Source organism: Nocardioides sp. REDSEA-S30_B4 (assembly GCF_001627265.1).
In the GTDB taxonomy this organism is placed as follows: Bacteria; Actinomycetota; Actinomycetes; order Propionibacteriales; family Nocardioidaceae; genus Nocardioides.
The window spans coordinates 66544-91568 of sequence record NZ_LUPI01000031.1; the positions used below are offsets into that span (position 1 = coordinate 66544).

Below are 25025 nucleotides of genomic sequence, written 5' to 3' on the forward strand. Positions count from 1 at the left end.
CTGGCGGACACCCCCACCGGAACCGTCGGCGGGGCTGGCAGGATCGGGGCCATGACCGAGCGCGCGCCCCTGTCCTCCCTCTCCCCCGACGAGCTGGCTGCCTTCCTCGCCGAGAAGCAGGCGGCGTACGCCGAGCTCAAGGACCGCGGGCTCTCGCTCGACCTCACGCGCGGCAAGCCGGCGAGCGACCAGCTCGACCTCTCCGAGGCCCTGCTCACGCTCCCGACCGGGCACACCGACCGCAGCGGCGCCGACGTCCGCAACTACGGCGGGCTCGAGGGCCTGGCCGAGCTGCGCGAGATGTTCGCCGAGCTGCTCGGCGTCGAGACCGCGCAGGTCATCTGCGGCGGCAACTCCAGCCTCACGATGATGCACCAGACCCTGACCGACCTGCTGCTGTGGGGCGGCCCCGGCTCGGAGCGTCCGTGGAAGGACGAGCCGGTCGTGAAGTTCGTCTGCCCGGTCCCCGGCTACGACCGGCACTTCTCGATGCTCGCCGACTTCGGCATCGAGATGGTGACCGTCCCGATGAACGAGGACGGCCCCGACGTCGAGGCGGTGCGCGCGCTCGTCGCCGACGACCCTGCCGTCAAGGGCCTGTGGATCGTCCCGACGTACGCCAACCCCACCGGCGCCACCTGCTCGGTCGAGGTCGCGACCGCCCTGATGTCGATGCCGACCGCGGCCCCCGACTTCCGCGTCTTCTGGGACAACGCCTACGCGCTGCACCACCTCACCGACACCGAGGTCAAGAGCGCCGACGCCCTCTCGATCGCCGCGGCCAACGGCCACCCCGACCGGCCGATCATGTTCGCCTCGACCTCCAAGATCACCTTCGCCGGCGCCGGCGTCGCGGTGATGGCGATGTCGGAGGCCAACAAGGCGTGGTACCTGTTGCACCTCGGCATGGCCTCCATCGGCCCCGACAAGGTCAACCACCTGCGCCACGTGCAGTTCTTCGGCGACGCCGACGGCGTGCGCGCCCACATGCGCAAGCACCGGGACCTGATCGCGCCGAAGTTCGCCGCGGTCCAGGCCGCCCTGACCGCCGAGCTGGCCGGGCTCGAGGTCGCCGAGTGGACCGAGCCCACCGGCGGCTACTTCGTGAACCTCGACGTCATGGACGGCACCGCCACCCGGGTCGTGCAGCTGGCCAAGGAGGCCGGCATCGCCCTCACCCCCGCCGGCGCGTCCTTCCCGCACGGCCAGGACCCCCGCGACCGCAACATCCGCCTCGCTCCGACCTTCCCGCCCCTGGACCAGGTCGAGACCGCCATGGCCGGCGTCGCCACCTGCGTGGCCCTCGCCGCCGCGGAGGCGCTCAGCAGCTGACGCGTCGTTCGGGTCGGTGATCGGGTGGGCCCTGCCCGACCGGGTGATGAGGGCGGAGTGGTTCCCGGCCGCCCGCCCCCCCGCCGGAGGGATCCACCCCTTCCGCTCCTTCGTCGCTCCAGGGGGGCCAATCCCGCCACCCTCCGGCGGGGGTGCGTCCGTCCGTCCACCACTCCGCCCTCGTGCCCGCCCGCAGGTCCGACCCGCCCGCTCGAGCTCTCCACGGTGCCGGGGTGCCGCGCCGCGTCACCGGCGTCGGCGGGGGGCCCGCCGCACCTCCGGAGGAGGGTGGATGGGCCTGGCCCCCCTCTCGTGAGGGACGAGCGAGAGGTGGACGCCGGGGCCCATGGTGGTCGAGACCGTGATCTTCTTGATGTAGCGACCCTTGGAGCTGGCCGGCTTGAGACGCAGCACCTCCTCGAGGGCGGCGGCGTAGTTCTCGGCCAGGGCGGCCTCGGAGAACGACGCCTTGCCGATGATGAAGTGCAGGTTGGCGTGGCGGTCGACGCGGAACTCGATCTTGCCGCCCTTGATGTCCGTCACGGCCTTGGCCGGGTCGGGCGTCACGGTGCCGGTCTTCGGGTTCGGCATGAGGCCACGGGGACCGAGCACGCGGCCGAGGCGGCCGACCTTGCCCATGAGGTCCGGGGTGGCGACCACGGCGTCGAAGTCGAGGTAGCCGCCGGCCACCTTCTCGATCAGCTCGTCGCCACCGACCTCGTCGGCACCGGCGTCGAGGGCGGCCTGGGCCTTGTCACCGACGGCGAAGACGAGGACCTTGGCGGTCTTGCCGGTGCCGTGGGGCAGGTTGACGGTGCCGCGCCGGCCGCTGCGCGGTAGGTCTTGCTGCGCTGCATGTCTGGGTTCTCTCTTCTCGGTCCAGGTGTGGTCGCTCGGGCCAGCGCGGCCCTGCCACAGGGGTGCGACGTCGGGGCGGGGCCCCGGGACGTCAGTCGGTCGTGATGCCCATCGAGCGGGCGGTGCCCTCGACGATCTTCATCGCGGCGTCGATGTCGTTCGCGTTGAGGTCGGGGAGCTTCGTCTGGGCGATCTCGCGCACCTGGTCCTTGGTCAGCTTGCCGACCTTGTCCTTGTGGGGGACCGAGGAGCCCTTCTTCAGGCCGGCGGCCTTCTTGATGAGCTCGGCGGCCGGCGGCGTCTTCGTGATGAAGTCGAAGGACCGGTCCTCGTAGATCGTGATCTCGACCGGGATGACGTTGCCGCGCATGGACTCGGTCTGGGCGTTGTACGCCTTGCAGAAGTCCATGATGTTCACGCCGTGGGGACCGAGAGCGGTACCGACCGGCGGGGCCGGCGACGCGGAGCCGGCCTGGAGCTGCACCTTGACCAGGGCAGCGATCTTCTTCTTCGGAGGCATGCTGCTTCTCTTTCTTCTCGTGGTCATGTCGAGGCCGCCGTGTGCGGCCTCTGCCACCTGCGCCTGGTTCAGGCGCAGCGATCATTGTGGGACGGAGCCGGGGCTCCGCCCAAATCTGCGGGGCCGGGCGGCGGGGCCGCCCGACCGGTGCGTCAGACGCGCTGGATCTGGCTGAAGGACAGCTCGACCGGGGTCTCCCGGCCGAAGATCTCCACGAGCGCCTTGACGCGCTGGCTCTCGGCGTTGATCTCGGTGATCGTCGCGTGCAGCGTGGCGAACGGGCCGTCGACGACCATGACCGAGTCCGAGACCGCGAAGTCCGCGACCTCGACCGGCTTCTTGGCCGTGGTCGGCGAGCCGACGGGGGCGGTGCCGGCGGCGACGGCCTCGGCCTCGGCGCGGGCCACGACGGCGGGGGCCAGCATGTCCTCGACCTCGCTCATGGTGAGCGGGACGGGCTGGTGGGAGTTGCCCACGAAGCCGGTCACCGAGGGCGTGTGGCGCACGGCCGACCAGGACTCGTCGGTGAGGTCCATGCGGACCAGGACGTAGCCGGGGAGCACGGTGCGCTTGACCATCTTGCGCTGGCCGTTCTTGATCTCCGCGACCTCCTCGGTGGGGACCACGATCTCGTGGATGTAGTCCTCCATGTTCAAGGAGATGGCGCGGTTCTCGAGGTTCTGCTTCACCCGGTTCTCCATGCCGGAGTAGGTGTGCACGACGAACCAGTCACCGGGCTTGGCCCACAGCTCGCGGCGGAACTTCTCGAGCGGGTCGTCCTCGTCGGGCTCCTCGGAGTCGACCTCGGCGTCCTCGACCTCGGCGGTGTCGTCGGCCTCGACGGTCTCCTCGGCGTCGACGGCGTCGTCAGCGACCTCGACGGTCTCCTCGGCGCTCTCGTCGGCGGCGTCGACGACGGCCTCGTCGAGGGTGCCGTCGGTCTCCGCCGGCTCGAACTGCTCAGTCACGTCCTGCTCCATCACGTCGTACGTCGCCCGGCTCGGAGCCGGGCCGGGTGCGGGCGGCCGCCCGCGGGGAGGTGGGCCCCGAGATCGGTCTCGTCGGGCTCACCGTGGCCTCACTGGTCGGCGTTGCCGCCGAACACCTCGAAGGCCAGGCGGCCCAGGCCGAGGTCGAGGGCCGAGATGATCGCCATCATCACGATCACGAACACCATGACCACGAAGAAGTAGGTGACCAGCTGGTCCTGGGTGGGCCAGACGACCTTGCGCAGCTCGGCGACGACCTGACGGTAGAAGGTCACCGGGCTGGTGCGCACGGGCTTGTCGTCGCGGACCGCGTTGTCCGTCACGCCGCCACCTCTCTCGCATCGTTGCTGGTGCTGCTCGCAGCCGACCGTGCGGTCGGTGCGTCCTGCAGGGCACGAGGGACTTGAACCCCCAACCTTCGGTTTTGGAGACCGATGCTCTGCCAGTTGAGCTAGTGCCCTCCGATGGTCACCCCGGGGCATGCCGAAGCATGGGGGAAGACCACCAAGCGGGGAGTCTACGGGTGCCGTCCACGCCGCGTCCAAACGCCCACCGTCCGACCGGCGCGCCGGTGCTGTGCCTAGGGTGGCGCCGTGCGCGACCTCCACACCCTTCCCAAGGCGCACCTGCACCTGCACTTCACCGGCTCGATGCGCCACGCCACCCTGCTCGAGCTCGCCGAGCGCGACGGCATCTCGCTGCCCGACTCGCTGGTCACCGAGTGGCCGCCGCACCTCTCGGCCGCCGACGAGAAGGGGTGGTTCCGCTTCCAGCGGCTCTACGACGTCGCGCGCTCGGTGCTGCGGACCGAGGACGACGTACGCCGTCTGGTGCGCGAGGCCGCCGAGGACGACGTCCGCGACGGGGGTGGGTGGCTGGAGATCCAGGTCGACCCCAGCGGGTACGCCGCGCGCTTCGGCGGCATCACCGCGTTCACCGACCTGGTCCTCGACGCCGTGGCCGAGGCCTCCCGGGAGACCGGCCTGGGCATGGCCGTGGTCATCGCGGCCAATCGGACCCGTCACCCGATGGACGCGCGGACGCTGGCCCGCCTCGCAGCGCAGTACGCCGGCCGCGGCGTCGTGGGGTTCGGGCTGTCCAACGACGAGCGCCGCGGCAGCACCGAGGACTTCGGGCCGGCGTTCGCGATCGCCGAGCGGGCCGGGCTGATGCTGGTCCCGCACGGTGGCGAGCTGCGCGGGCCCGACCACGTCCGCACCTGCCTGGACCACCTGCACGCCGACCGGCTCGGCCACGGGGTGCGCTCCGCGGAGGACCCCGCGCTCCTGGAGCGGGTCGCCTCCTCGGGCGTGGCCCTGGAGGTGTGCCCGGTGTCCAACGTGGCACTGGGCGTCTACTCCGACCTCACCTCGGTGCCGCTGCCCGAGCTGCTCTCGGCCGGCGCGACGATCGCGCTGGGCGCGGACGACCCGCTGCTGTTCGGCTCCCGCTTGGCGGCTCAGTACGCCACGATGCGCGCGGCCCACGACCTCGACGACGCGACGCTCGCCGAGCTGGCCCGGATGTCGGTGCGCGCCTCGCAGGCGCCCTCCGACGTGCGGTCGCGGCTGCTGGCCGGCGTGGACGCGTGGCTCGCCGGGCCGGACGAGCCGCGCTCCTGAACGCCTCTGCGAGGATGGGCACGTGAGCGATCGCGAGCCTGAGGACGACAACACCCCCTGGACCCACGAGCCCTACGGCAGCGGGGCCAACGAGCCGCCTGCGCCGCCGTCGTACCCGACCAACCCCTACGCCGACCCGCAGCAGGCCGCACAGGAGGGCCAGACCGGTCAGCAGGGCCAGCAGGGACAGCCGCAGTGGGGGCAGCCCGGCTACGGCGCCCAGGGCTACCCGCAGCCCTACGGGCAGCCGGGTTACCCGCAGCAGGGGTACGGGCAGGGCTACGGGCAGGGCTACGGCCAGCCCTACGCGCAGGGCTACCCGGGCTACCAGCAGTTCCCCAGCGTGCCGTTCCACCCGCAGGCCAACGCCTCGCTGGTGTGGGGCATCGTCGCGTTGGGTGGCGGCTTCGTGTGCGGCCTGCCGATGTTGCTGGGGCCCTACGCGTGGTACCTCGGGTCGCGGGTGCGTCGCGAGATCGACGAGTCCGGCGGTCAGCAGGGCGGCCGCAGCGAGGCCAGCGCCGGCATGATCCTGGGCGTCATCGCCACCGTGCTGCTGGTGCTCGGCACCCTGGCGGTCGTCGCCATCATCGCGATCGCGGCGGGGACCTCCGGCTACTGACGCTCGCCCTCAGAGGGCGCAGCCGACGAGCACCGGCTCGTTGACCAGGCGTACGCCGAAGCGCTGGTCGACCCGCTCCTGCACGGCCCGCGCGAGACCGAGCAGGTCGGCGGTCGTGGCGTCGCCGCGGTTGGTCAGGGCGAGGGTGTGCTTGGTCGACAGCGTCGCCCGCCCGCCGGTGACCTCGGCTCCCCAGCCCTTGGGGAGCCCGGCGTGCTCGATCAGCCAGGCCGCGCTGGTCTTCACGGTCCCGTCGGGCTGCGGCCACGCCGGCGCCCCCTCGGGCACGTCGGCGGGGTCGAGCACGGGGTTGGTGAAGAACGAGCCCGCGCTCCACGTGTCGTGGTCGGCGTCGTCGAGGACCATCCCCTTGCCACCGCGCAGCGCGAGGACCGCGGCGCGCACCTGCGCCAGCGGCGCCCGCTGACCGGTCTCGACCCCCAGGGCACGGGCGAGCTCGGCGTACGCGACCGGGGCGCCGAGGGTGCCCAGCCGCAGCTGGAAGGTCACCGAGAGCACGACGTGGCGGCCGGGGTCGGCCTTGAAGCGCGAGTGGCGGTAGCCGAAGTCGCAGTCGGCGTGGGCGAAGGTGCGGAAGGTCCGCTCGCGGCGGTCCCAGGTGCGCACCTGCGCGATGGTCTGGGAGACGTCCTGGCCGTAGGCGCCGACGTTCTGGATCGGGGTCGCGCCGACCGACCCGGGGATGCCGGACAGCGCCTCGACGCCGACCCAGCCGCGCTCGACGGCGGTGACGACGAAGCCGTCCCACGACTCCCCCGCCGCGACGGTGACCATGGCGCCGCCGCAGGTCGGGTCGTCGCCCTCGACGTCGCTGGCGACGCCACGGGTCGCGACCTCGACGACGGTGCCGGCGAAGCCCTCGTCGGCGACGACGAGGTTGCTGCCACCACCGAGCACGAGGACCGGCTCGCCGGCCTCGTCCGCAGCGCTGACGACCTCGACGAGCTCGGCCTCGGTGGTCGCGGTGACCCACCGCCGGGCCGGGCCGCCCAGCCGCAGGGTGGTGCGCTCGCGGAGCGTGGGGGCTCCAGTCACGGGCTCAGCCACGGGCTCAGTCACGGGCGGGCCTCAGCACGGCCCTGGGCACGCCGAGCACCTTGGCGCCGTCGCAGGTGACGGTCAGAGCGACGGTGGTGGTGCCGTCGTCGCCGGGCTTCTCCTGGCCCTCGACGAGGACCTCGACGCCGCCCTCGGCGGGGACGACCACGGGGGCGGTGAACTTGCAGCCCAGCGAGACGACCTCGTGCTCGGGGAACCAGTCGGCGACGGCGCGGGCGGCCAGCGCCATGGTGTACATCCCGTGCGCGATGACGCCGGGCAGCCCGACGGCGGTGGCGACGGCCTCGTCCTGGTGGATCGGGTTGTGGTCACCGCTGGCGGCGGCGTACGCGACGAGGTCGGCGCGGGTGACGGTGAAGGTGCGGCTCGGCAGGCTCATGCGTCGCTCCCCGCGGCAGCGCCGCGGTGCACCAGAGTCGCGCCGGTCGTGCAGACCAGGGCGCCGTCGGCGTCGGTCACCTCGCTGGTGGTGCTGATGATGTCGTTGCCGCCGATCTGGCGCAGCCCGGAGACGGTGAGCGTCGCGGTGAGGACGTCGCCCTCCACCACGGGGCGCTCGTAGGTGAAGCGCTGCTCGCCGTGGACGATGCGGTGCAGCTCGACCTGCTCGGCCTCGAGGAAGGCGTTCATGGCCTCGAAGGCCATCACGATCGGGTACGTCGCCGGCGCGGGCCCGCCGCTCCACTCCCCGCCGGTGGCGGCGGCGAAGGCGCGCAGTCCCTCGGCGGTGACGGGATACGGTCGCGTGCGTGGGAAGGACCGACCGACGATCGAGGGGTCGACTGGCATGGGTCCAACCTACGGCCCGATGCACGGTGGCGGCGGTCCCGGCCCTGGTGCTCTTCCTGGCGCTCACCGCCCTCTCGGCCTGTACGACGACGTCGACCGACCCCGAGTCCGACCGTGACTCCGACCGGGCACGCGCCGGCTCACCGACCGATCTGTCCGGCTGCCGACCGGTGGACTCCGACCGGGTCCGGGGCCGCGCTCCGGCGTACCTGCCCGGCGACGAGCCCCTGACGGCCCTCCCGGTCTCCGACGCGGTGTGCGCGGCCGTCTGGGCGCCCCGCGGGACCGGCGCGTTCGTGCCGCAGGGCGTGGCCGTGCGGGGACGCACCGCCTGGCTCACCGGCTACGACGAGGGCCAGCCGGGGGCACTGTGGTGCCGGGTGCTGCGGATGGACCTGCGGACGGGCCGGCTGCTCGCCGACAGGCCGCGGGTGCAGGGCAGTGTGGGCGGCGCGCCGACGGTGGGATGCCGCCACGGTGGTGGCGCGGCCCTGGACCAGCACGGGCTGTGGCTGGCCGAGAGCTCACGGTTGTGGCTGCTGGACCCGGGCTCCCTGGAGGTCCTGCGGGTGTGGCGGCTGGAGGACCCGGTGCAGGGCTCGTTCACGGTGCTGGCGCCCGACGGGCGGATCGGACTGGGCCGCTTCCGGCCCTCGCGGGTGCACCCGGGTCGGGCGGCACTGGACTGGTTCCGCCTCTCCGACGTGCTGGCACCGGGGGTCACCACCCTGGACCTCGGGGACGCGGTGTCCTCGCGAAAGGTGCCCTCGCACGCCCAGGGCGCGGTGTGGGCCCGGATGGGTGGGCGCACCGGAGTGTGGTTCGCCCGGTCGCACACGCGCTGCGGCGTGCTCGAGGGGCCGGGGGGTGTGCAGCGGTCGTTCCTGCCTGGGGCGGAGGGCATGGCCGCCACGAGCGACGGGCTGTGGGTGGTCAGCGAGTCGAGCGCCCGGGCGTTCTGGTCCCAGGGCGGTCGCCCGCTCGTCCCCACGCTCTCGCGGGTGGACACCTCGCGGGTCAGGGACTGGCCCCGACCGGCGTGCGACCCGGCCGGCTGACCTCCTGAGCGACCGGCCGGGTGACCTCCCGGCTCACCGACCGTCGCCGACCCCGGGAACGCCGACGGCCCGCCAGGAGGACCTGGCGGGCCGGTTCGCGGGATGCGCTGAGGTCAGCGGGTCTCGCGGTGGTCGGTGTGGGTGCGGCAACGCGGGCAGAACTTCTTCATCTCCATGCGGTCGGGGTTGTTCCGACGGTTCTTCTTGGTGATGTAGTTCCGCTCCTTGCAGTCCACGCAGGCGAGCGTGATCTTGGGGCGAACGTCAGAGCTCTTGCTGGCCACGGTGGTTCCTTGCTGGATCGGAGATGGTGCGTGCGGGATGTGGTAGCGGGGGCGGGACTCGAACCCGCGACACCACGATTATGAGCCGTGTGCTCTAACCACCTGAGCTACCCCGCCACATGGATGAGGGTCGGCCCCGGTCTTCGACCGGCGCCGACCCGACCCAGAGCCCCTTTACGGAATCGAACCGTAGACCTTCTCCTTACCATGGAGACGCTCTGCCGACTGAGCTAAAGGGGCAACGACGCAGAACCATACAGAGTCTTCCCCGTGGGAGAAAATCGGGGCGTGACCTCCTGCTTCTACACCCCCACCGGCACCCCCGACGACGCTCCCGACAGCACCTGCGGAGACACCTTGGGGCAGTTCTCCGAGGGCTTTCTCGCCACCTCCTCGACCGCTGGTCCGTGGGCCCCCGGAGCCCAGCACGGCGGCCCTCCGGCGGGCCTGCTCCTCCGCGCGATCGAACGGCTTCCCGAGGCCGCCGACCGGGTCGTCGGGCGGTTCACCATGGAGCTGCTCGGGCCGGTCCCCGTCGGGCCGTTGGTCTCCTCCGCGCGCCTCGAGCGCCCCGGACGCTCGGTCGCCATGGCCTCGTCCGTGCTGGACGACCCGGTGGCCGGGCGCGACGTCGCCAGCGCGCGGGCCTGGCTCTTCCCGCGGGGCACCGGCCCCGGTGAGGTCGGGCCGGCCCCGGGTCACGGGCCTGCCTCCGGCGTACGACGGGACACGCCGGGCTCGTGGCTGGGCGGCTACACCGACGCCGTCGAGTGGCGCTGGGTCTCGGGGTCGGGCACCGAGGCCGGCCCGGGCGTGGTGTGGATGCGCGCGCCGGACCTGGTGGAGGGCGAGGAGACCTCGCCGCTGGCCCGGCTGATGACCTGCATCGACTCCGCGTCGGGGGCGAGCGCGGCCCTCGACGTGCGGGAGTGGGGCTTCCTCAACACCGAGCTGTCCGTCCACGTGCTGCGTGAGCCCGTCGGGGAGTGGGTCTGCCTGGACGCCGAGACGCACCTGGGCCCCGGCTCGGTCGGGATCGCGACGTCCACGGCGTACGACGAGCTCGGCCCCGTCGCCCGCAGCAGCCAGGCGCTCCTCGTGGTCCCCCGCTGACCGAGCGTTGGCGGGCCGTGGCCGGCCGTGGCGGGCCGTGGCTCGGGCCGAACCGGCGTATTGATACGCCGGCTCGGCGGGAACAGCAGATCGAACCGGCGTATTGATACGCCGGTTCGGCGGGAACGGCAGATCGAACCGGCGTATTGATACGCCGGCTCGGCGTCAGGTGAGGGTCGGGAAGGGGCGGGCCTGCTCGAGCTCGTAGGACAGCTCCAGGAGGAGCGCCTCGCGACCGGGGGCGGCGGCGAGCATCATGCCGAGCGGCAGCCCCTCGGCGGTGGTGGCCAGCGGCAGGGAGACGGCGGGGGCGCCGGTGGCGTTCTGCCAGGGGGTGAAGACCACCCAGTCCAGCAGCCGCTCCATCACCTGGTCGAAGCCGGGCTCGGGCGAGAGGTGGCCGATCGGGGGCGCGGCGGAGGCCAGGGTGGGCGTGAGCGCGACGTCCCAGCGCTCGTGGAAGCGCTCGGCCTGTCCGGCGGTGCGGCGCAGCCGGGCGATCGCGCCGGGGATGCGGTGGGCCGACCGGGCGGCGTGCCTGGCCAGGCCCATGGTCAGCGGGTCGAGGCGGGACCGGTCGAAGGTGCGGCCGTGGTTGCGGCGTCCGCCCGCGACCAGGGCCCCGGCGAGTGTCGCCCAGTAGAGCAGGAAGTCCTCGGGGAACGAGTCCGGCACGGGCGCCGGGACCTCCTCGACGTGGTGGCCGAGCTCCTCGAGCAGCGTCGCGGTGCGCCACGTCGCCGCGATCGTCTCGGCGTCGGCGCTGCGCCCGGCTCCCCCGGTGTGCACGGCCACCCGGAGCCGCTGCTTCCCCGGCCGGGTGATGTCGCCGATCGGCGGGAGCTTCAAGGGCCGGTAGACCTTCTCCGCCTCGCGGAACAGCGCCGCGGTGTCGCGCACCGAGCGGGTGACGACCCCGTCGCTGACGATGCGCACCGGCTGGCCGCGCAGCATCGCGTCCTGCGCGAGCCGCCCGCGGGTCGGCTTGAGCCCGACGAGCCCGTTGACCGCCGCGGGGATGCGGATCGAGCCGCCGCCGTCGTTGGCGTGGGCGATCGGCACCGCACCGGCGGCCACCAGGGCGGCCGAGCCCGCCGAGGAGGCGCCGGCGGTGCGCGTGGGGTCCCACGGGTTGCGCACGGGACCGAGGCGGGGGTGCTCGCAGGCGGCGTTGAAGCCGTACTCCGAGAGCCGGGTCTTGCCCAGCGCCACCAGGCCGGTGGCGAGGTACATCCGGGCGAAGTCGCCGTCGCGGACGGCCGGCGTGCCGACGTACGCGTCGGTGCCCTGCAGGGTGGGCATGCCGGCGACGTCGACGTTGTCCTTCACGAACGTGGGTACGCCGGCGAAGAACCCGCCCCGCAGCGCGCCCGCCTCGGCGCGCGCACGGTCCCACGACCGCCAGGCGACCGCCCCCAGCTCGGGGTCGACGGCCTCGGTGCGCGCGATCGCCGCGTCCACCACCTCGGGTGCCGACACCTCCCCGGCATGGAGGGCCCGGACCACCCCCACGGCGTCGAGGTCGCGGAGGGCGTCGTCGGTGAAGGCGTGCACGCGCGGCATGACCGGGACGCTATCGGCCGCGGGCGGTCACAGGAGCAGCGCGACGACCAGCGGGATCAGCAGGCTGGTCAGCAGGGCGGTGAGCCCCATCGAGAGCCCCGAGAAGGCGCCCTCGACCGGGTCCTCGGCCAGCGCCCGGGCCGTGCCGATGCCGTGCGAGACACCGCCGAGCGCGACCCCCCGCGACCGCGGCTCCCGCACCCGCAACCGGTCGAGCACCCACGGGCCCGCGACCGCGCCGAGGATGCCGGCGGTGATGGTGAGGACGGCGCTGAGCGCGGGGATGCCGCCGATCTCGGCGGAGAGCGCCAGGGAGACCGGGGTCGTGGTGGCCTTCGGGGCCATGGTGCGGGCCAGCTCCTCGGAGCCCCCCAGCAGTTGCACCAGCAGGATCGCGGAGCCGACCGAGACCAGCACGCCGAGCACCAGCGCGACCATCATCGGCAGCGCGAAGCCGCGCAGGCGGTGCAGCTGGCGGTGCAGCGGGACGGCCAGGGCCACCGTCGCCGGACCGAGCAGGAAGGTCAGCACGGCCGTGCCCTCGGCGTAGGTCGCGATGTCGACGTCGAGCACCAGCAGCGCCGCACCGAGCAGCACGACGGCGACCAGCACCGGCTGCGCGACCGAGAGCCGGGTGCGGTCGAGGAGCCAGACCCCGAGCCGGTAGGCCAGCAAGGTCGCCACCAGCCAGGTCAGGGGCTGCTCGACGAACCACCTCACGCGGCACTCCCACGTGCGCCTCGGCGATCGGTCCACCGGGTCAGGGCCTGCGCGCTGAGCCCCACCGCGGCCAGGCCGAGCACCCAGGAGGCGACCAGGGCCACGACGATCGGCAGCCAGTCGGCGGCGATCACCGAGCCGTAGGCCACGACGCCCACCCCGGGCACGATGAACAGCAGCTGCAGGTGCGGCAGCATCGCGTCGGCCGCCGCGTGCGCGGAGGTGTCGTCGCTGCGCCGGACCAGCAGCACGGCCAGCAGCACGACCATCCCGAGGACGGCGCCGGGGACGGGCGCTCCGGTCACGTGCGCGAGGGTCTCCCCCACCAGCTGGCAGCCCAGCAACCAGGTCAGACCGTGGACGACGCGCACCCGGGGAGTCTCGCAGCCCGGCTCAGTCGCGGCGGTGGCAACCCACGAGGTGCGGGTCGAAGACGCCGGTCGCCTCCATCAGCGCGAACATCGTGGTGGGCCCGACGAAGGTGAACCCCCGCTTCTTCAGCGCCCTGGACAGCGCCAGCGACTCCGGGGAGGTCGTCTGCTGCTGCTCGGTGTCGTGGGGAGCGGGCGGCTCGGCCGGGGCGTGCGCGCGGACCAGGCGCTCGAGGCAGTCGGGCCCGTCGGTCTCCCGCATCGCCACCAGCGCACCGGCGTTGGCGATCGCCGCGAGCACCTTGGCCCGGTTGCGCACGATGCCCGCGTCGGCCATCAGCCGCTCGACGTCGGCGTCGTCGTAGGCGGCGACCCGGTCGGGGTCGAAGCCGTCGAAGGCGGCCCGGAACGCCGGGCGCTTGCGCAGGATCGTCGCCCAGGACAGTCCGGACTGGAACGCCTCGAGGCTCAGCCGCTCGAACCACGCGGCGTCACCCGCGATCGGCCGGCCCCACTCGTGGTCGTGGTAGTCGCGCATGTCGCTCGGCGCCGCCCCTGCCCACGGGCAGCGCGCCACGCCGTCGTCGCCGACGACGGGTCCGGTCACCGGCGCTCCTTGAGCCGGGCGTTGGGGAGCACCGGCGCGGGGATGGGGGCCAGGTGGTCGCCGACCACGGTCCCGAAGCGGCCCTCCGCGACCTCCTGGGAGTCGCCCACGACCTCGCCGTCACGGGTGATCTGGGCCTGCCACTCCGCGCGGTACGCCGCGACCTCGTCGTGGCTGGAGCCGATGAAGTTCCAGAACATCACGATCGCCTCGCCCAGCGGCTCGCCCCCGAGCACCAGCGCCCGGACCGGGTCGTCCCCGGCGACGAGCCTCAGCGTCGTACGACCCAGGGGGACGTGGAGCAGGTCGGAGGGGCCCGCGGTGGCCCCGTCGACCCGCAGCGAGCCCGCGTCGAGGAGCAGCCCGTGCTCGTGGGTCGGGTCGACGTCGAGGTCCAGCGAGGTGCCGGGCTCCAGCAGCAGCTCGGCACCCACCAACGGGGAGAACGTCGGGACCGGCGACGTGCTGCCCAGCAGCGACCCGAGGAAGACCCGCGCCGTCCACCCCGGTCCCTCGACCGGGTCGGGGGCGAAGTGACGGAAGCCCGGGTCGGTGCCGCGCTCGGCCTGCGGCAGCGCCACCCACAGCTGGGCGCCGTGCAGGATCTCGGTGTCGGGAGTGGAGACCTCGGAGTGGGAGATGCCGCGGCCGGCGGTCATCAGGTTCAGCTCGCCGGGTCGCACCATCGCGTGGTTGCCGGCGGAGTCGCGGTGCTCGATCTCACCGGTGAACAGCCACGAGACCGTCTGCAGCCCCGTGTGGGGGTGCGGGGCGACGGTCATGCCGCCGGTCTCGGCGACGGCGTCGGGCCCGTAGTGGTCAACGAAGCACCACGCCCCGATCATGGTGCGCTCGCGCTGGGGGAGGGTACGCCGCACGGTCATCGCCCGCGGGCCGCCCAACGGCACCTCGCGCGCCGTCAGCACCCCGGCCACCGGGTCGGTGCTGCCCCGGCACTCGACCTCGTCGGAGGGCCGGTCGAGCCGCGTCACGAGAGCTGGTCCGGCTCGACGGTGCGCTTGTCCTCGTCGCCGCGACCCGACGGCACGACGTGGCCGGCGTCGCTGGCCCAGCGTCGCGAGGCGTCGTGCGTGGCCGGCTCCAGCCGCACGACCACGGACTTCGAGGTCGGGGTGTTGCTGCCCAGCGCGGTCGAGGCCAGCGGGATGAGCGGGTTGGTCTCCGGGTAGTAGGCGGCGGCGCACCCGCGGGGCTGGTCGTAGGAGACGATCCGGAACGCCGGGGCGCAGCGCTCGACGAGGCCCGCGTCGCCTGCCTCGGCCGCCTCGGAGGCGTCGGGGTCCCGCCACTCGCTGACCAGGTCGACCAGGTCGCCGTCGGTGAAGCCGAGCGCGGTGATGTCCTCGGGGTGGACGAAGACGACGCGGCGGCCGTTGCGCACCCCGCGGTAGCGGTCGTCAAGCCCGTAGATCGTGGTGTTGAACTGGTCGTGGCTGCGCATGGTCTGCAGCAGCAGCCGCCCCTCGGGGACGTGCAGCACGTCGAGGGGGCTCACCGCGAAGACCGCGCGCTCCTGCGGGGTGGGGAAGGTGCGGCTGTCGCGGGGCGGGTGCGGGAGCACGAAGCCACCCGGCTGGTCGACCTTCTCGGCGTACGCCGCCGCGCCGGGCACCACCCGGGCGATCCGGTGCCGGATCTCGGTGTAGTCCGAGCGCAGCTCCTCCCACGGGACGGCATGGTCACGGCCGAGCGTGGCCAGCGCGATCCCGCAGATGATGTCGACCTCCGAGCGCAGGTGCTCCGAGGCGGGCTCGAGCGGCCCGTGGGACGCGTGCACCGCTGACATCGAGTCCTCGACGGTGACCCGCTGCTTCCGGCCGCCGGTCAGGTCGCGCTCGCTGCGACCCAGCGCCGGGAGGATCAGCGCGGTGCGGCCGTGCACCACGTGAGAGCGGTTGAGCTTGGTCGAGACGTGCACGGTGAGCGCGGCCCGGCGGAACGCCTCCTCGGTGACGGAGGTGTCGGAGATCGCGGCCACGAAGTTGCCGCCCATCCCGATGAAGACCGAGGCGTCGCCCTCGTGCAGCGCGGTGACCGAGGCGACGGAGTCGAAGCCGTGGCGGCGCGGCACGGGGATGCCGAACTCGTCCTCGACGGCCTGCAGGAAGTGCTCCGGGGAGCGCTCCCAGATGCCCATGGTGCGGTCGCCCTGGACGTTGGAGTGGCCGCGAACCGGGCACAGCCCCGCGCCCGGCTTGCCGATGTTGCCCTGCAGGAAGGCGACGTTGGCGATCTCCTTGACCGTCGCCACCGCGTTGCGGTGCTGGGTGATGCCCATCGCCCAGCACAGCACCGTCGCCGAGGAGTCGCGGAACATGCCGGCCGCCTCCTCGATCTGCGCGCGCGACAGCCCGGTCGCGGCGAGGACGGCGTCCCAGTCGAGGTCGCGCAGGTGCGCGGCGTACTCCTCGAAGCCGTGGGTGTGCTGCTCGATGAAGTCGTGGTCGAGGGCGTCCCACGCCAGCAGCAGCGCCCCGATCGCCTGGAACAGCGCCAGGTCGCCGTTGACCCGGACCGGCAGGTGCAGGTCGGCGAGGTCGGTGCCGCGCCCGACGACGCCGCGCGGGTTCTGGGGGTTCTTGAACCGGACCAGCCCGGCCTCGCGCAGCGGGTTGATGGCCAGGATGCGGGCGCCGCCGCGCTTGGCCCTCTCCAGCGCCGAGAGCATCCGCGGGTGGTTGGTGCCGGGGTTCTGGCCGGCCACCACGATCAGCTCGGCGGTCTCGACGTCGTGCAGGCTGACCGAGCCCTTGCCGATGCCGATGGACTCGGCCAGGCCGACCGACGTCGACTCGTGGCACATGTTGGAGCAGTCGGGGAGGTTGTTGGTGCCGAACGAGCGGGCCAGCAGCTGGTAGGCGAACGCCGCCTCGTTGGAGGTCTTGCCGGAGGTGTAGAAGATCGCCTCGTCGGGGCTGGCGAGGTCGCGCAGGTGCGAGCCGATCGTCTCGAAGGCCTCCTCCCAGCCGATCGGCTCGTAGTGCGTGCCGCCGGGACGCAGCACCATCGGCTCGGTCAGCCGTCCCTGCTGGCCCAGCCAGAAGTCGGTGCGCTCGGCCAGCTCCGCGACCGGGTGCTCGGCGAAGAAGCGCCGGTCGAGCCGACGCAGCGTGGCCTCCTCGGTGACGGCCTTGGCGCCGTTCTCGCAGAACTCCGCGGTGTGCCGGTGGCCCGCGTCCGGGTCCGGCCAGGCACAGCCCTGGCAGTCGAAGCCGTCGACCTGGTTGAGCTTGAGCAGCGTGCGGGCGGTGCGGACCGGACCCATCTGCTCCACCGCACGCTTCATGGCGACCGCCACCGCGGTCGGGCCCGCGGCGTGGTCCTCGGGCTCGCCGACGTGCAGCTCGCGCTCGTCGAGGTCGTCGCGGGGCGCGGAGCGGTTCCATCGGAGCGGCATGCCCCCATCATGCGCGGCCGGCGGTCGCGCAGGTCCACCCCGTGCGGCGCGCGTCGCGGGCGCGGGTGCCGCGAACACGCGTGCGCGCCGAGGTTCCGGACCGCTAGCGTGGCCGACCACAGACGTCGAGGAGGAACACATGTCGAGCACACCCCCGCCCTACCCGCCCGGTGAGCCCGGTGGCTCCGGCCCCGACTACGGCCAGACCCCGCCTCCCCCGCCGCCCGGCGGTGGGTACGGGGACGGCGGTGGGTACGGCGGTGGCTACGGCACGCCGCCCCCGCCGGGTCCTCCGGCCGGTGGGGGCTACGGCGGCGGGTACGGCGGGGCGCCGGCCCCCGAGTGGCGGGTCGGTGACGCCGTCTCCTTCGGCTGGCGCACCTTCAAGGCCAACCTCGGGCCGATCCTGCTGGCGATGCTGGTCCTCTTCATCGTCAACGGAGCCTTCCAGGGCCTCAGCTCGGTCTTCGGCGACAACGTCGTCCTGACGCTGGTGTTCGGCGTGCTGGGCTGGGTCGTGAGCACCGTGCTCAGCGCCGGCGTCATCCGCGGCGCCCTGGACCTCACCGAGGGCCGCGGCATCCGCTCGGACTTCATCATGGCCCTCTTCCAGCCGCCGAAGCTGCCGCAGGTGCTGCTGCTCGGCCTGATCAACGGTCTCCTCATCACCGTGGGCCTGATCCTGTGCGTGCTGCCGGGACTCGTCGCGATCGTGCTCACCGCGTTCAGCGTCTACTTCCTGGTCGACCGTCCCGAGCTCGACGCCGTCGGGGCGCTGAAGGCCAGCGTCTCGCTGGTCAAGGACAACCTCGGCACCGTGCTGCTGTGGATGCTGACCTGCTTCGGCCTGGCCGTCGCCGGCGCCCTCGCGTGCCTGCTCGGCCTGCTGGTGGCCTTCCCGGTGATCTACCTGGGCACCGCCTTCACCTACAAGCGGCTCACCGGTCAGCCGGTCGTCGGCTGAGGACTCCCTCCACCATGACGGCTGCCGGGTTCACGGCTGCCGGGCTCACAGCAGCCCGGCTCACAGCAGCCCGGCTCACAGCAGCCGCAGCGTGAACCGCGCCGGGCTCCCGACCTCGAGGAGCTCGGCGCGGCGCACCGCCGCCTTGAGCGGCAGCACGAACCCGTCGGCCGAGGGGAACACCGCCGTCGACCAGGTGCTCGAGCCGCAGCTGACCTCCACCCGCACCGAGCCGAAGCCCCGTCGCGGGCCGCCGAGCAGCCGGACCTCCTCGTCGACGTCCTCGGGCAGCGTGACGAAGACCCACGACCCGGTCTCGTAGGGCCAGGGCTCGGCCTCGAACTCCCACGTGCCGACCCCGTCGCGCTCCCCGCCCGCCGCTGCGCTCTCCACCCGGGTCATCGTGACCTGCGCCACCGACAGCCGGCCCCCTCCAGGCGTACGAACGGGGGTATCTGTCCAGACCAGCGGTCCGCGGGGCGAGAACCTGCCCGGGCCCCGCGCCCCTACGGGTGACCATGGACGGACCCCCCCAGCCCCTCCCAGCACCCCAGGAGGTCTGATGACCCCGCACGCCGCCGCCACGGTGCGCCGGACGGCCCTGGCCGTCTCGACCGCGCTGATCACCGCCCTGCCCGTCCTCGCGGCGAGCGGCACCTCCGCCGGTGCCGCCGCGCCGACCGGCCCGGCCGCCACGGCCCCGGTCGCGACCGTCGACGTACCCGCCGCCCGCGCCGGCAAGAAGAAGAACAAGAAGAAGGGCACGCAGAAGTACCACCACCGCGCCAAGGTCGGCGCCCAGGTGCTGCGCGCGATCGTGCTCGACCAGGCCCCCGGCGTCGAGGGCGACAAGGTCATCGACCTGCGCGTCGGTCGCGCCGCGGCGAACATCAACACCCGCAAGGCCTCGAAGGCCGTCTCCACCTCCAAGACGCTCGGCGGCCGCGGCCTCGCCGACACCGATCTCTCCGGCCTCCTCACCGGGATGGTCGCGAAGGCGGGCCCGGAGAAGGGCAAGGAGGAGGTGCCGTCGCAGACGCTCGTGCCGGTGCCGGCCGCGCCGCTGCTGACCCTGGGGGTGTCCACCGGCGAGACGAAGGCGCGCTGGAACGGCCCCAGGACGTGCGTGCCCGGTGGCAAGACCGTCACGTCCTCGAGCTCCTCGACCGCCGACCTGGCCGTGCTGCCCAGCGTGATCCCCGGGTTCGGCGCGCTGCTGGGCCTGGACGGCACCGTCTCGGCGACGCAGAAGACCGCCTACCTGCCCAAGAAGAAGAAGGCCGGGCTCAAGGCCGTCGCCACGACCGGGCTGGCCGACCTGGGGCTCTTCGGCGACATGGTGAGCATCGAGGTCGTGTCCGACCCGAAGATGGTCGCCACCGCGACCGGCCGACCCGGCAAGGCCAAGATCACCTACACCCCCGCCGTGCTGGAGATCACCGGCCCCGACGGCTCGCCCGTCCCGATCCCGACCGACGGCGCCCCCGCCGAGATCGGCATCCCGGCCAACCCGTTGCTGGGGCTCACCATCCAGTTCCCCGGCGTCATCAACGAGAAGGTGAGCGAGAACGGCCGGTTGGCCAAGGCCAAGTCCGTCACGCTGCGCCTGGTCGTCACCCTCGGCGGCGTCACGATCGCCGACGTGGCCGTCGCCCCGCTGCAGACCAAGGTCAAGGTCCCCAAGGGCGGCATCACCTGCTGACCCCCAGCCGGGCCCGCTGATCGGGTCCGGACCCACGGTGCGACGAGCGCTGAGCCTGCGGCTCAGCGCTCGCCGGCCATCCACGGCAGGGTCGCCGTCCGTTCACCCGACGGCGCCAGGGTGTGCGCCGTGCGTATCGCCCAGCTCGCCAACTTCATCGGCCCCGCCTCGGGCGGGGTGAGGACCGCGGTGGCGGCGATGGGACAGGGGTACGCCGACGCCGGCGTCGAGCGCCTGCTGGTCGTCCCCGGTCCGACCGATGCCGTCGAGGAGACCGAGGCGGGCACCGTCGTGTCGGTGCGGGCCCCGCGCGTGGGCGGTGGCTACCGCCTCATCGTCGAGCCCTGGCGCGTCGTCGACGCCCTCGAGCGATTCGCCCCCACCTCGGTCGAGCTGCACGACAAGACGACCCTGCTGCCCGTGGCGATGTGGGCCCGACGCCAGGGCGTCGCGACCGTGCTGCTCTCCCACGAGCGGCTCGGCGACATGCTCGCGATGCGCACCGGGCTCGACACCTCCGCCCGCGCCCCCATCGCCCTGCTCAACCGTGTCGTGGTCCGCTCGGTCGACCGGCTCGTGGTGACCTCGGGGTACGCCGAGCGGGAGTTCCGCTCCGTGGCCGCCTCCGCGCGCTGCCCCGTCACCAGGGTGCCGCTCGGGGTCGACCTGAAAACCTTCCGCCCCGTCCCCTCCCGCCAGCGCGACACCGGCCCCCGCGACGCCGGCGTGCTGCGGCTGGTGCACGTGGGCCGGCTCTCCCGGGAGAAGTCACCGCACCTCGCCGTCGCCACCGCGGTCGAGCTGCACCGGCGCGGCGTCCCCGTCCGGCTCGACGTCTACGGCGAGGGGCCGTACCTCGAGGAGCTGCGCGCCGTCGCCGGGTCGGCCCCGGTGACGTTCCACGGCTTCGTGGCGGGGCGCGATGCCCTGCGCAGACGGATCGCCGAGGCGGACGTCGCCCTGTCGGTCTGCCCGGGCGAGACCTTCGGCCTCGCGGTGCTCGAGGCGCTGGCCTGCGGGACACCCGTCGTGACCGCGGACCGAGGAGGTGCCCGCGAGCTCGTGGACGTCACCTCAGGAGGCTGGGCTGCGCCGTACCCGGTGGCGCTGGCGGACGCCGTCCTCGACCTCACCGCCCGGCCGCGTGACCACCTGCGTGCCGGTGCCCGACGACGGGCCGAGCGCTACCCATGGTCGGCGGCGACCGAGGCCATGCTGGCGGTGCACGCGGAGGTCACCGGCCTCACCGGCCTGGTCCGCGCCTCGGCCTGACCACCGTGCGCCAGCGACCTCTCGGCCGTGCGCCAGCGACCTCTCGGCCGTGCGCCAGCGACCTCTCGGCGGTCAGCGGAGGGCAGCAGCCTCCTGGGCGAGGGTCTCGACGCGGGCCCAGTCACCGGCGGCGAGGGCGTCGGCCGGGGTGAGCCAGGAGCCGCCGACGCAGCCGACGTTCGGCAGCGAGAGGTACGACGCTGCGCTGGTCGCCGTGATGCCGCCGGTCGGGCAGAAGCGGGCGGCTGCCAGCGGCGAGGCCAACGACTTGAGGTAGGCGGCGCCACCGGAGGCCTCGGCGGGGAAGAACTTCATCTCGGTGACCCCGGCCTCGAGGACCGCGAGCACCTCGGAGACCGTGGCGGTGCCGGGGAGGAACGGCAGCCCGGTGCCGAGCATCGCCTCCAGCAGCGTCGGCGTGGTGCCCGGCGAGACCAGGAACCCCGCCCCCGCCTCCGCGGCCTGCTCGGCCTGCGCGGGCGTGCAGACGGTGCCGACGCCGAGGGTGATCTCGGGGACCTCGGCCGCGATCGCGCGCACGGCGTCGAGGGCGACCGGGGTGCGCAGGGTCAGCTCGATGACCGGGAGCCCGCCGGCGACCAGGGCGCGGGCCAGCGGGACCGCGTGGTCGAGGTCGTCGATGACGACGACGGGCACGACCGGCACGAGGTCGAGCAGGGAGCCGGAGGAGGTGGGGGTCTCAGACATGCGCGGCCTCGTTCGTCAGCTGGGGCGTCTGGTCGTGGGTGGCGACGGCGGGGAACACGCTGGCCCCCTGGTCGGCGGGGCCGACGGTGGCGCGGAACGCGGCGAAGAGCTCGCGCCCGGTGCCTGCGAACTCGGCGGCGGTCGGCGCGGCTCCGGTGGAGGGGCGGGCCAGCACGGTCTCGGCGTCCTCGACGGTGAGCACGCCGGTCGTGCCGTCGACGGTGACGACGTCGCCGTCGACGATCTTGGCGATCGCCCCGCCCAGCGCGGCCTCGGGCGTGACGTGGATGGCGGCCGGCACCTTGCCCGACGCGCCGGACATCCGGCCGTCGGTCACGATCGCGACCTTCTGCCCGCGGTCCTGCAGGACCCCGAGCGCCGGGGTGAGCTTGTGCAGCTCGGGCATGCCGTTGGCGGCCGGGCCCTGGTAGCGGATCACGGCCACGAAGTCGCGGCCGTCGAGCTCGTGGGCCGAGAACGCGGCGAGGAAGTCGGCCTGGTCGTCGAAGACCACGGCCGGCGCGGTGACGACGCGGTGCTCGGGGGTGACGGCCGAGGTCTTGATGACCGCCTGGCCCAGCGGGCCGGTCAGCACCCGCAGGCCACCGTCGGGCGCGAACGGGTCGTCGGCGGGGCGCAGCACCTCGGGGTCGAGCGTCGCGGTGGGGCCCTCGACCCACTCCACGCTCATGCGACCGGAGGCGTCCTCGACCAGCCGCGGCTCCTGGGTGTAGCGGCGGAGACCGGGCCCGGCGACGGTCAGCACGTCCTCGTGCAGCAGCCCGGCGTCGAGCAGCGTGCGCACCAGGAAGGCGATGCCGCCGGCGGCCTGGAAGTGGTTCACGTCGGCCGAGCCGTTGGGGTAGATCCGGCACAGCGACGGCACGACCGCCGAGAGGTCGGAGAGGTCCTGCCAGGTCAGCTCGATGCCGGCGGCGCGTGCCATCGCGACCAGGTGCATGGTGTGGTTGGTCGAGCCGCCCGAGGCCAGCAGCGCCACGCAGGCGTTGACCATCGTGCGCTCGTCGACCAGCTCGCCCATGGGTGCGGACTCGATGCCACGGGCCATCTCGGTCACCCGGGCGGCGGCCGCGTCGGTGAGGGCCGCGCGCATCGGCGTACCGGGGTTGACGAAGGAGCTGCCCGGCAGGTGCAGGCCCATGACCTCCATCAGCAGCTGGTTGGAGTTGGCCGTGCCGTAGAACGTGCAGGTGCCCACCGAGTGGTAGGACGCGGCCTCGGCCTCCAGCAGCTCCTCGCGGGTCGCCTTGCCCTCGGCGAAGCGCTGGCGCACCCGCGCCTTCTCCTTGTTGGGCAGCCCGGACTCCATCGGGCCGGCGGGCACCAGGATCGTCGGCAGGTGACCGAAGGACAGCGCCCCGATCACCAGGCCGGGCACGATCTTGTCGCAGACGCCGAGCAGCATCGCGCCGTCGAACATGTCGTGCGAGAGCGCGATCGCCGTCGACATCGCGATGACGTCGCGGGAGTAGAGCGAGAGCTGCATGCCCGCGCGCCCCTGGGTCACGCCGTCGCACATGGCGGGCACGCCGCCCGCGACCTGGGCGATGCCGCCGGCACGGATGACGGCCTTCTTCAGCTGCGGCGGGTAGTCCACGAACGGCTGGTGCGCGGAGAGCATGTCGTTGTAGGAGGTGACGATCGCGAGGTTCGGCTTGACCGTGCCGCGCAGCGCCTCCTTGTCGACCGACTCGGCGGACGCGAAGCCGTGCGCGAGGTTGGCGCAGGCCAGGCGGGTGCGAGCCGGGCCGGTCTCGGCCATCGCGCGGATCTTGTCGAGGTACGCCGCCCGCTGGGTCGCACTGCGCTCGACGACGCGCTCGGTGACGGCCGCGACCACGGGATGCACTGCGGGGGTGCTGGACGTGCTGCTGGGCGTGGTGCTCACTGGTCGGTCTCCTGCCAGGATCGGCCGTCGCGCTCGAGCAGCGCGGCGGCGGCGAACGGGCCGGGGGTGCCGGCGGGGTAGCGGCGGGGCGGGTCGGGCGACTCCACCCAGCGGTCGAGGATCGGCGCCACCCAGGACCAGGCGGCCTCGACCTCGTCGCGGCGCATGAACAGCGTCGGGTTGCCGCGGACGACGTCCATCAGCAACCGCTCGTAGGCCTCCGGACTGCGTTGGTCGAAGGTCGTGGCGTAGCTGAGGTCCAGTGAAACAGGCCGCAGCCGGATCCCGCCAGGGCCCGGCTCCTTGGCCGTGAGGTGCAGCCGCATGCCCTCGTCGGGCTGGACGCAGATGTGCAGCCGGTTGGCGGTGGCCCCGCCCTCGGCGCCGGGGAACATCGCGTGCGGCGGCTCCTTGAACACCACGACGATCTCGCTGACGCGGCGGTCCATCCGCTTGCCGGTGCGCAGGTAGAACGGCACGCCGGCCCAGCGCCAGTTCTGCACCTCGGCCTTCAGCGCCACGAAGGTCTCGGTCTCGGAGCGCTCCTCGACGAGGTCGCCCAGGTCGTCGACGTACGACGCCGCGCGCTCGCCCTCGACCAGCCCGGCGACGTACTGCCCGCGCACGGTGTCGCGGTCGACGTCGGCGGGCGTGAGCGGCTTGAGCGCCTGGAGGACCTTGAGCTTCTCGTCACGGACGTTCTCGCGACCGACGTACGTCGGGGGCTCCATCGCCACGAGGCAGAGCAGCTGCAGCAGGTGGTTCTGCACCATGTCGCGCAGCGCTCCGGCGTGGTCGTAGTAGCCACCCCGCGACCCGACGCCGACGGTCTCGGAGACGGTGATCTGCACGTGGTCGACCCACTGGGAGTTCCACAGCGGCTCGAGGAAGGTGTTGGCGAAGCGCGTGACGAGGAGGTTCTGCACGCTCTCCTTGCCGAGGTAGTGGTCGATGCGGAAGACCTGATGCTCGGCGAAGACCGACCCGACCGCGTCATTGATCGCGCGCGCGGACTCCAGGTCGTGGCCGATCGGCTTCTCCATCACCACGCGGGCGCGCTCGTTGACCACGCCGATCTCGGCGAGCCGCTCGCAGGTGGGGCCGAAGAGCCGCGGGGCGACGGCGAGGTAGAAGACACGGACCGCCTCGTCCTCGCGGGGGCGGTCCTTGAGCAGGCCGTGCAGCAGGTGCCAGCCCTCGGCGGTGTCGGCGTCCAGGCACAGGTGGTGCAGGCGGCCGAGCAGCCGCTCGACGGCGGCGTCCTCGAGCAGCTCGGGCTCGACGAAGCGCTCGAGCGCCGCGCGGACCTCGGTGCGGTAACCCTCGTCGTCGATCTCGGAGCGGGAGACACCGACGATGCGGGTGTCCTCGGGCAGGTGGCCCTCGAGGTCACGGTGGTAGAGCGCGGGCAGCAGCTTGCGCAGGGCGAGGTCGCCGGTGCCGCCGAAGACGGTGAAGTCGCAGACCGGGGGCATGGTGGACGAGACGTCGACCGAGGTGTGCATGCGTCTACGGTCGCAGGAC

The 25025-nt window shown here is 73.3% G+C and carries 25 protein-coding genes, 3 tRNA genes and 1 pseudogene; 8 read left to right on the forward strand and 21 right to left on the reverse strand.

Annotated features, from left to right (window positions below; all coding sequences use genetic code 11):
* Positions 1-51 precede the first annotated feature (51 nt).
* Positions 52-1332 (forward strand): aminotransferase class I/II-fold pyridoxal phosphate-dependent enzyme, encoded by a 1281-nt coding sequence (locus A6R01_RS08125; RefSeq protein WP_292604963.1) that lies wholly within the window; start codon positions 52-54, stop codon positions 1330-1332.
* A gap of 246 nt (positions 1333-1578) precedes the next feature.
* Here the strand turns inward: A6R01_RS08125 and rplA are convergent.
* The 5 genes and pseudogenes from rplA to A6R01_RS08150 form a co-directional block, all read right to left on the reverse strand.
* A pseudogene (rplA, locus tag A6R01_RS08130) lies at positions 1579-2154 on the reverse strand (50S ribosomal protein L1); the annotation flags it as partial.
* 127 nt (positions 2155-2281) lie between these two features.
* Positions 2282-2710: a 50S ribosomal protein L11 gene (gene rplK / locus A6R01_RS08135; RefSeq protein ID WP_292604964.1), complete on the reverse strand. Its 429-nt coding sequence runs from the start codon at positions 2708-2710 to the stop codon at positions 2282-2284.
* A gap of 152 nt (positions 2711-2862) precedes the next feature.
* Positions 2863-3690, reverse strand: coding sequence for a transcription termination/antitermination protein NusG (gene nusG, locus A6R01_RS08140; RefSeq protein ID WP_292604965.1), 828 nt, complete (start codon positions 3688-3690; stop codon positions 2863-2865).
* 98 nt (positions 3691-3788) lie between these two features.
* Positions 3789-4022 (reverse strand): preprotein translocase subunit SecE, encoded by a 234-nt coding sequence (secE, locus tag A6R01_RS08145; RefSeq protein ID WP_292604966.1) that lies wholly within the window; start codon positions 4020-4022, stop codon positions 3789-3791.
* A 65-nt stretch (positions 4023-4087) separates the two neighbouring features.
* Positions 4088-4160: transfer RNA gene (locus A6R01_RS08150), tRNA-Trp, on the reverse strand.
* 132 nt (positions 4161-4292) lie between these two features.
* Between A6R01_RS08150 and A6R01_RS08155 the strand changes: the two genes are divergently transcribed.
* Positions 4293-5321 carry an adenosine deaminase gene (locus A6R01_RS08155; protein ID WP_292604967.1) on the forward strand — a complete coding sequence of 343 codons (1029 nt, stop codon included), beginning with the start codon at positions 4293-4295 and terminating at the stop codon, positions 5319-5321.
* A 22-nt stretch (positions 5322-5343) separates the two neighbouring features.
* Positions 5344-5943, forward strand: coding sequence for a DUF4190 domain-containing protein (locus A6R01_RS08160; RefSeq protein WP_292604968.1), 600 nt, complete (start codon positions 5344-5346; stop codon positions 5941-5943).
* A 9-nt stretch (positions 5944-5952) separates the two neighbouring features.
* On the opposite strand, the gene A6R01_RS08165 is transcribed toward A6R01_RS08160, so the two are convergent.
* Genes A6R01_RS08165 through A6R01_RS08175 form a run of 3 tightly spaced genes read right to left on the reverse strand, consistent with a single transcriptional unit; the run spans position 5953 to position 7812 of the window.
* A complete protein-coding gene (locus A6R01_RS08165) occupies positions 5953-6999 on the reverse strand; it encodes a UDP-N-acetylmuramate dehydrogenase (protein WP_292604969.1) in 1047 nt (348 codons plus the stop codon).
* A gap of 16 nt (positions 7000-7015) precedes the next feature.
* Complete coding sequence (locus tag A6R01_RS08170; protein ID WP_292604970.1) at positions 7016-7402, reverse strand: MaoC/PaaZ C-terminal domain-containing protein; 387 nt, start codon at positions 7400-7402, stop codon at positions 7016-7018.
* The gene (locus A6R01_RS08175; RefSeq protein WP_292604971.1) at positions 7399-7812 is read right to left on the reverse strand and encodes a MaoC family dehydratase N-terminal domain-containing protein; all 414 of its coding nucleotides are present in this window, start codon (positions 7810-7812) and stop codon (positions 7399-7401) included. The genes A6R01_RS08170 and A6R01_RS08175 overlap by 4 nt, the downstream gene beginning before the upstream one ends.
* 26 nt (positions 7813-7838) lie before the next feature.
* On the opposite strand from A6R01_RS08175, the gene A6R01_RS08180 reads away from it, so the two are divergent.
* A complete protein-coding gene (locus A6R01_RS08180; protein WP_292604972.1) occupies positions 7839-8870 on the forward strand; it encodes a hypothetical protein in 1032 nt (343 codons plus the stop codon).
* A gap of 113 nt (positions 8871-8983) precedes the next feature.
* On the opposite strand, the gene rpmG is transcribed toward A6R01_RS08180, so the two are convergent.
* The 3 genes from rpmG to A6R01_RS08195 all read right to left on the reverse strand — a co-directional run bounded on the left by rpmG (position 8984) and on the right by A6R01_RS08195 (position 9394).
* Positions 8984-9154 carry a 50S ribosomal protein L33 gene (gene rpmG / locus A6R01_RS08185; protein ID WP_179529838.1) on the reverse strand — a complete coding sequence of 57 codons (171 nt, stop codon included), beginning with the start codon at positions 9152-9154 and terminating at the stop codon, positions 8984-8986.
* A 40-nt stretch (positions 9155-9194) separates the two neighbouring features.
* Positions 9195-9271, reverse strand: a tRNA-Met gene (locus tag A6R01_RS08190).
* A gap of 50 nt (positions 9272-9321) precedes the next feature.
* Positions 9322-9394, reverse strand: a tRNA-Thr gene (locus A6R01_RS08195).
* 48 nt (positions 9395-9442) lie between these two features.
* Between A6R01_RS08195 and A6R01_RS08200 the strand changes: the two genes are divergently transcribed.
* Positions 9443-10267 carry a thioesterase family protein gene (locus tag A6R01_RS08200; protein WP_292604973.1) on the forward strand — a complete coding sequence of 275 codons (825 nt, stop codon included), beginning with the start codon at positions 9443-9445 and terminating at the stop codon, positions 10265-10267.
* A 165-nt stretch (positions 10268-10432) separates the two neighbouring features.
* On the opposite strand, the gene A6R01_RS08205 is transcribed toward A6R01_RS08200, so the two are convergent.
* From A6R01_RS08205 to A6R01_RS08230, 6 genes are read right to left on the reverse strand one after another with little or no spacing between them, the layout of a single operon-like run.
* Entirely contained in the window at positions 10433-11830 is a 1398-nt protein-coding gene (locus tag A6R01_RS08205) for an amidase (protein WP_292604974.1), read from the reverse strand.
* Positions 11831-11857: 27 nt separating this feature from the next.
* On the reverse strand, positions 11858-12550 hold the full coding sequence (locus tag A6R01_RS08210) for an LrgB family protein (protein ID WP_292604975.1): 693 nt from the start codon (positions 12548-12550) through the stop codon (positions 11858-11860).
* Positions 12547-12921 (reverse strand): CidA/LrgA family protein, encoded by a 375-nt coding sequence (locus tag A6R01_RS08215; protein WP_292604976.1) that lies wholly within the window; start codon positions 12919-12921, stop codon positions 12547-12549. Before A6R01_RS08215 ends, A6R01_RS08210 begins: the two co-directional genes overlap by 4 nt.
* Positions 12922-12943: 22 nt before the next feature.
* The gene (locus A6R01_RS08220; RefSeq protein ID WP_292604977.1) at positions 12944-13528 is read right to left on the reverse strand and encodes a DNA-3-methyladenine glycosylase I; all 585 of its coding nucleotides are present in this window, start codon (positions 13526-13528) and stop codon (positions 12944-12946) included.
* Positions 13525-14520: a pirin family protein gene (locus A6R01_RS08225; protein ID WP_292604978.1), complete on the reverse strand. Its 996-nt coding sequence runs from the start codon at positions 14518-14520 to the stop codon at positions 13525-13527. The genes A6R01_RS08220 and A6R01_RS08225 overlap by 4 nt, the downstream gene beginning before the upstream one ends.
* The gene (locus A6R01_RS08230; RefSeq protein WP_292604979.1) at positions 14517-16946 is read right to left on the reverse strand and encodes an FdhF/YdeP family oxidoreductase; all 2430 of its coding nucleotides are present in this window, start codon (positions 16944-16946) and stop codon (positions 14517-14519) included. The genes A6R01_RS08225 and A6R01_RS08230 overlap by 4 nt, the downstream gene beginning before the upstream one ends.
* A 139-nt stretch (positions 16947-17085) precedes the next feature.
* Between A6R01_RS08230 and A6R01_RS08235 the strand changes: the two genes are divergently transcribed.
* Positions 17086-17910, forward strand: coding sequence for a hypothetical protein (locus A6R01_RS08235; protein WP_292604980.1), 825 nt, complete (start codon positions 17086-17088; stop codon positions 17908-17910).
* A 75-nt stretch (positions 17911-17985) separates the two neighbouring features.
* Here the strand turns inward: A6R01_RS08235 and A6R01_RS08240 are convergent, their stop codons facing one another.
* Positions 17986-18303 (reverse strand): DUF1905 domain-containing protein, encoded by a 318-nt coding sequence (locus tag A6R01_RS08240; RefSeq protein WP_292604981.1) that lies wholly within the window; start codon positions 18301-18303, stop codon positions 17986-17988.
* A gap of 169 nt (positions 18304-18472) precedes the next feature.
* On the opposite strand from A6R01_RS08240, the gene A6R01_RS08245 reads away from it, so the two are divergent.
* The gene (locus A6R01_RS08245; RefSeq protein WP_292604982.1) at positions 18473-19612 is read left to right on the forward strand and encodes a hypothetical protein; all 1140 of its coding nucleotides are present in this window, start codon (positions 18473-18475) and stop codon (positions 19610-19612) included.
* Between the two features lie 129 nt (positions 19613-19741).
* The gene (locus A6R01_RS08250; protein WP_292604983.1) at positions 19742-20884 is read left to right on the forward strand and encodes a glycosyltransferase; all 1143 of its coding nucleotides are present in this window, start codon (positions 19742-19744) and stop codon (positions 20882-20884) included.
* A gap of 72 nt (positions 20885-20956) precedes the next feature.
* Here the strand turns inward: A6R01_RS08250 and eda are convergent, their stop codons facing one another.
* From eda to zwf, 3 genes are read right to left on the reverse strand one after another with little or no spacing between them, the layout of a single operon-like run.
* Positions 20957-21592 (reverse strand): bifunctional 4-hydroxy-2-oxoglutarate aldolase/2-dehydro-3-deoxy-phosphogluconate aldolase, encoded by a 636-nt coding sequence (eda, locus tag A6R01_RS08255; RefSeq protein WP_292604984.1) that lies wholly within the window; start codon positions 21590-21592, stop codon positions 20957-20959.
* Positions 21585-23462 carry a phosphogluconate dehydratase gene (gene edd, locus A6R01_RS08260; protein WP_366925098.1) on the reverse strand — a complete coding sequence of 626 codons (1878 nt, stop codon included), beginning with the start codon at positions 23460-23462 and terminating at the stop codon, positions 21585-21587. The genes eda and edd overlap by 8 nt, the downstream gene beginning before the upstream one ends.
* 35 nt (positions 23463-23497) lie before the next feature.
* The gene (zwf, locus tag A6R01_RS08265) at positions 23498-25006 is read right to left on the reverse strand and encodes a glucose-6-phosphate dehydrogenase (protein ID WP_292604986.1); all 1509 of its coding nucleotides are present in this window, start codon (positions 25004-25006) and stop codon (positions 23498-23500) included.
* Positions 25007-25025 lie beyond the last annotated feature (19 nt).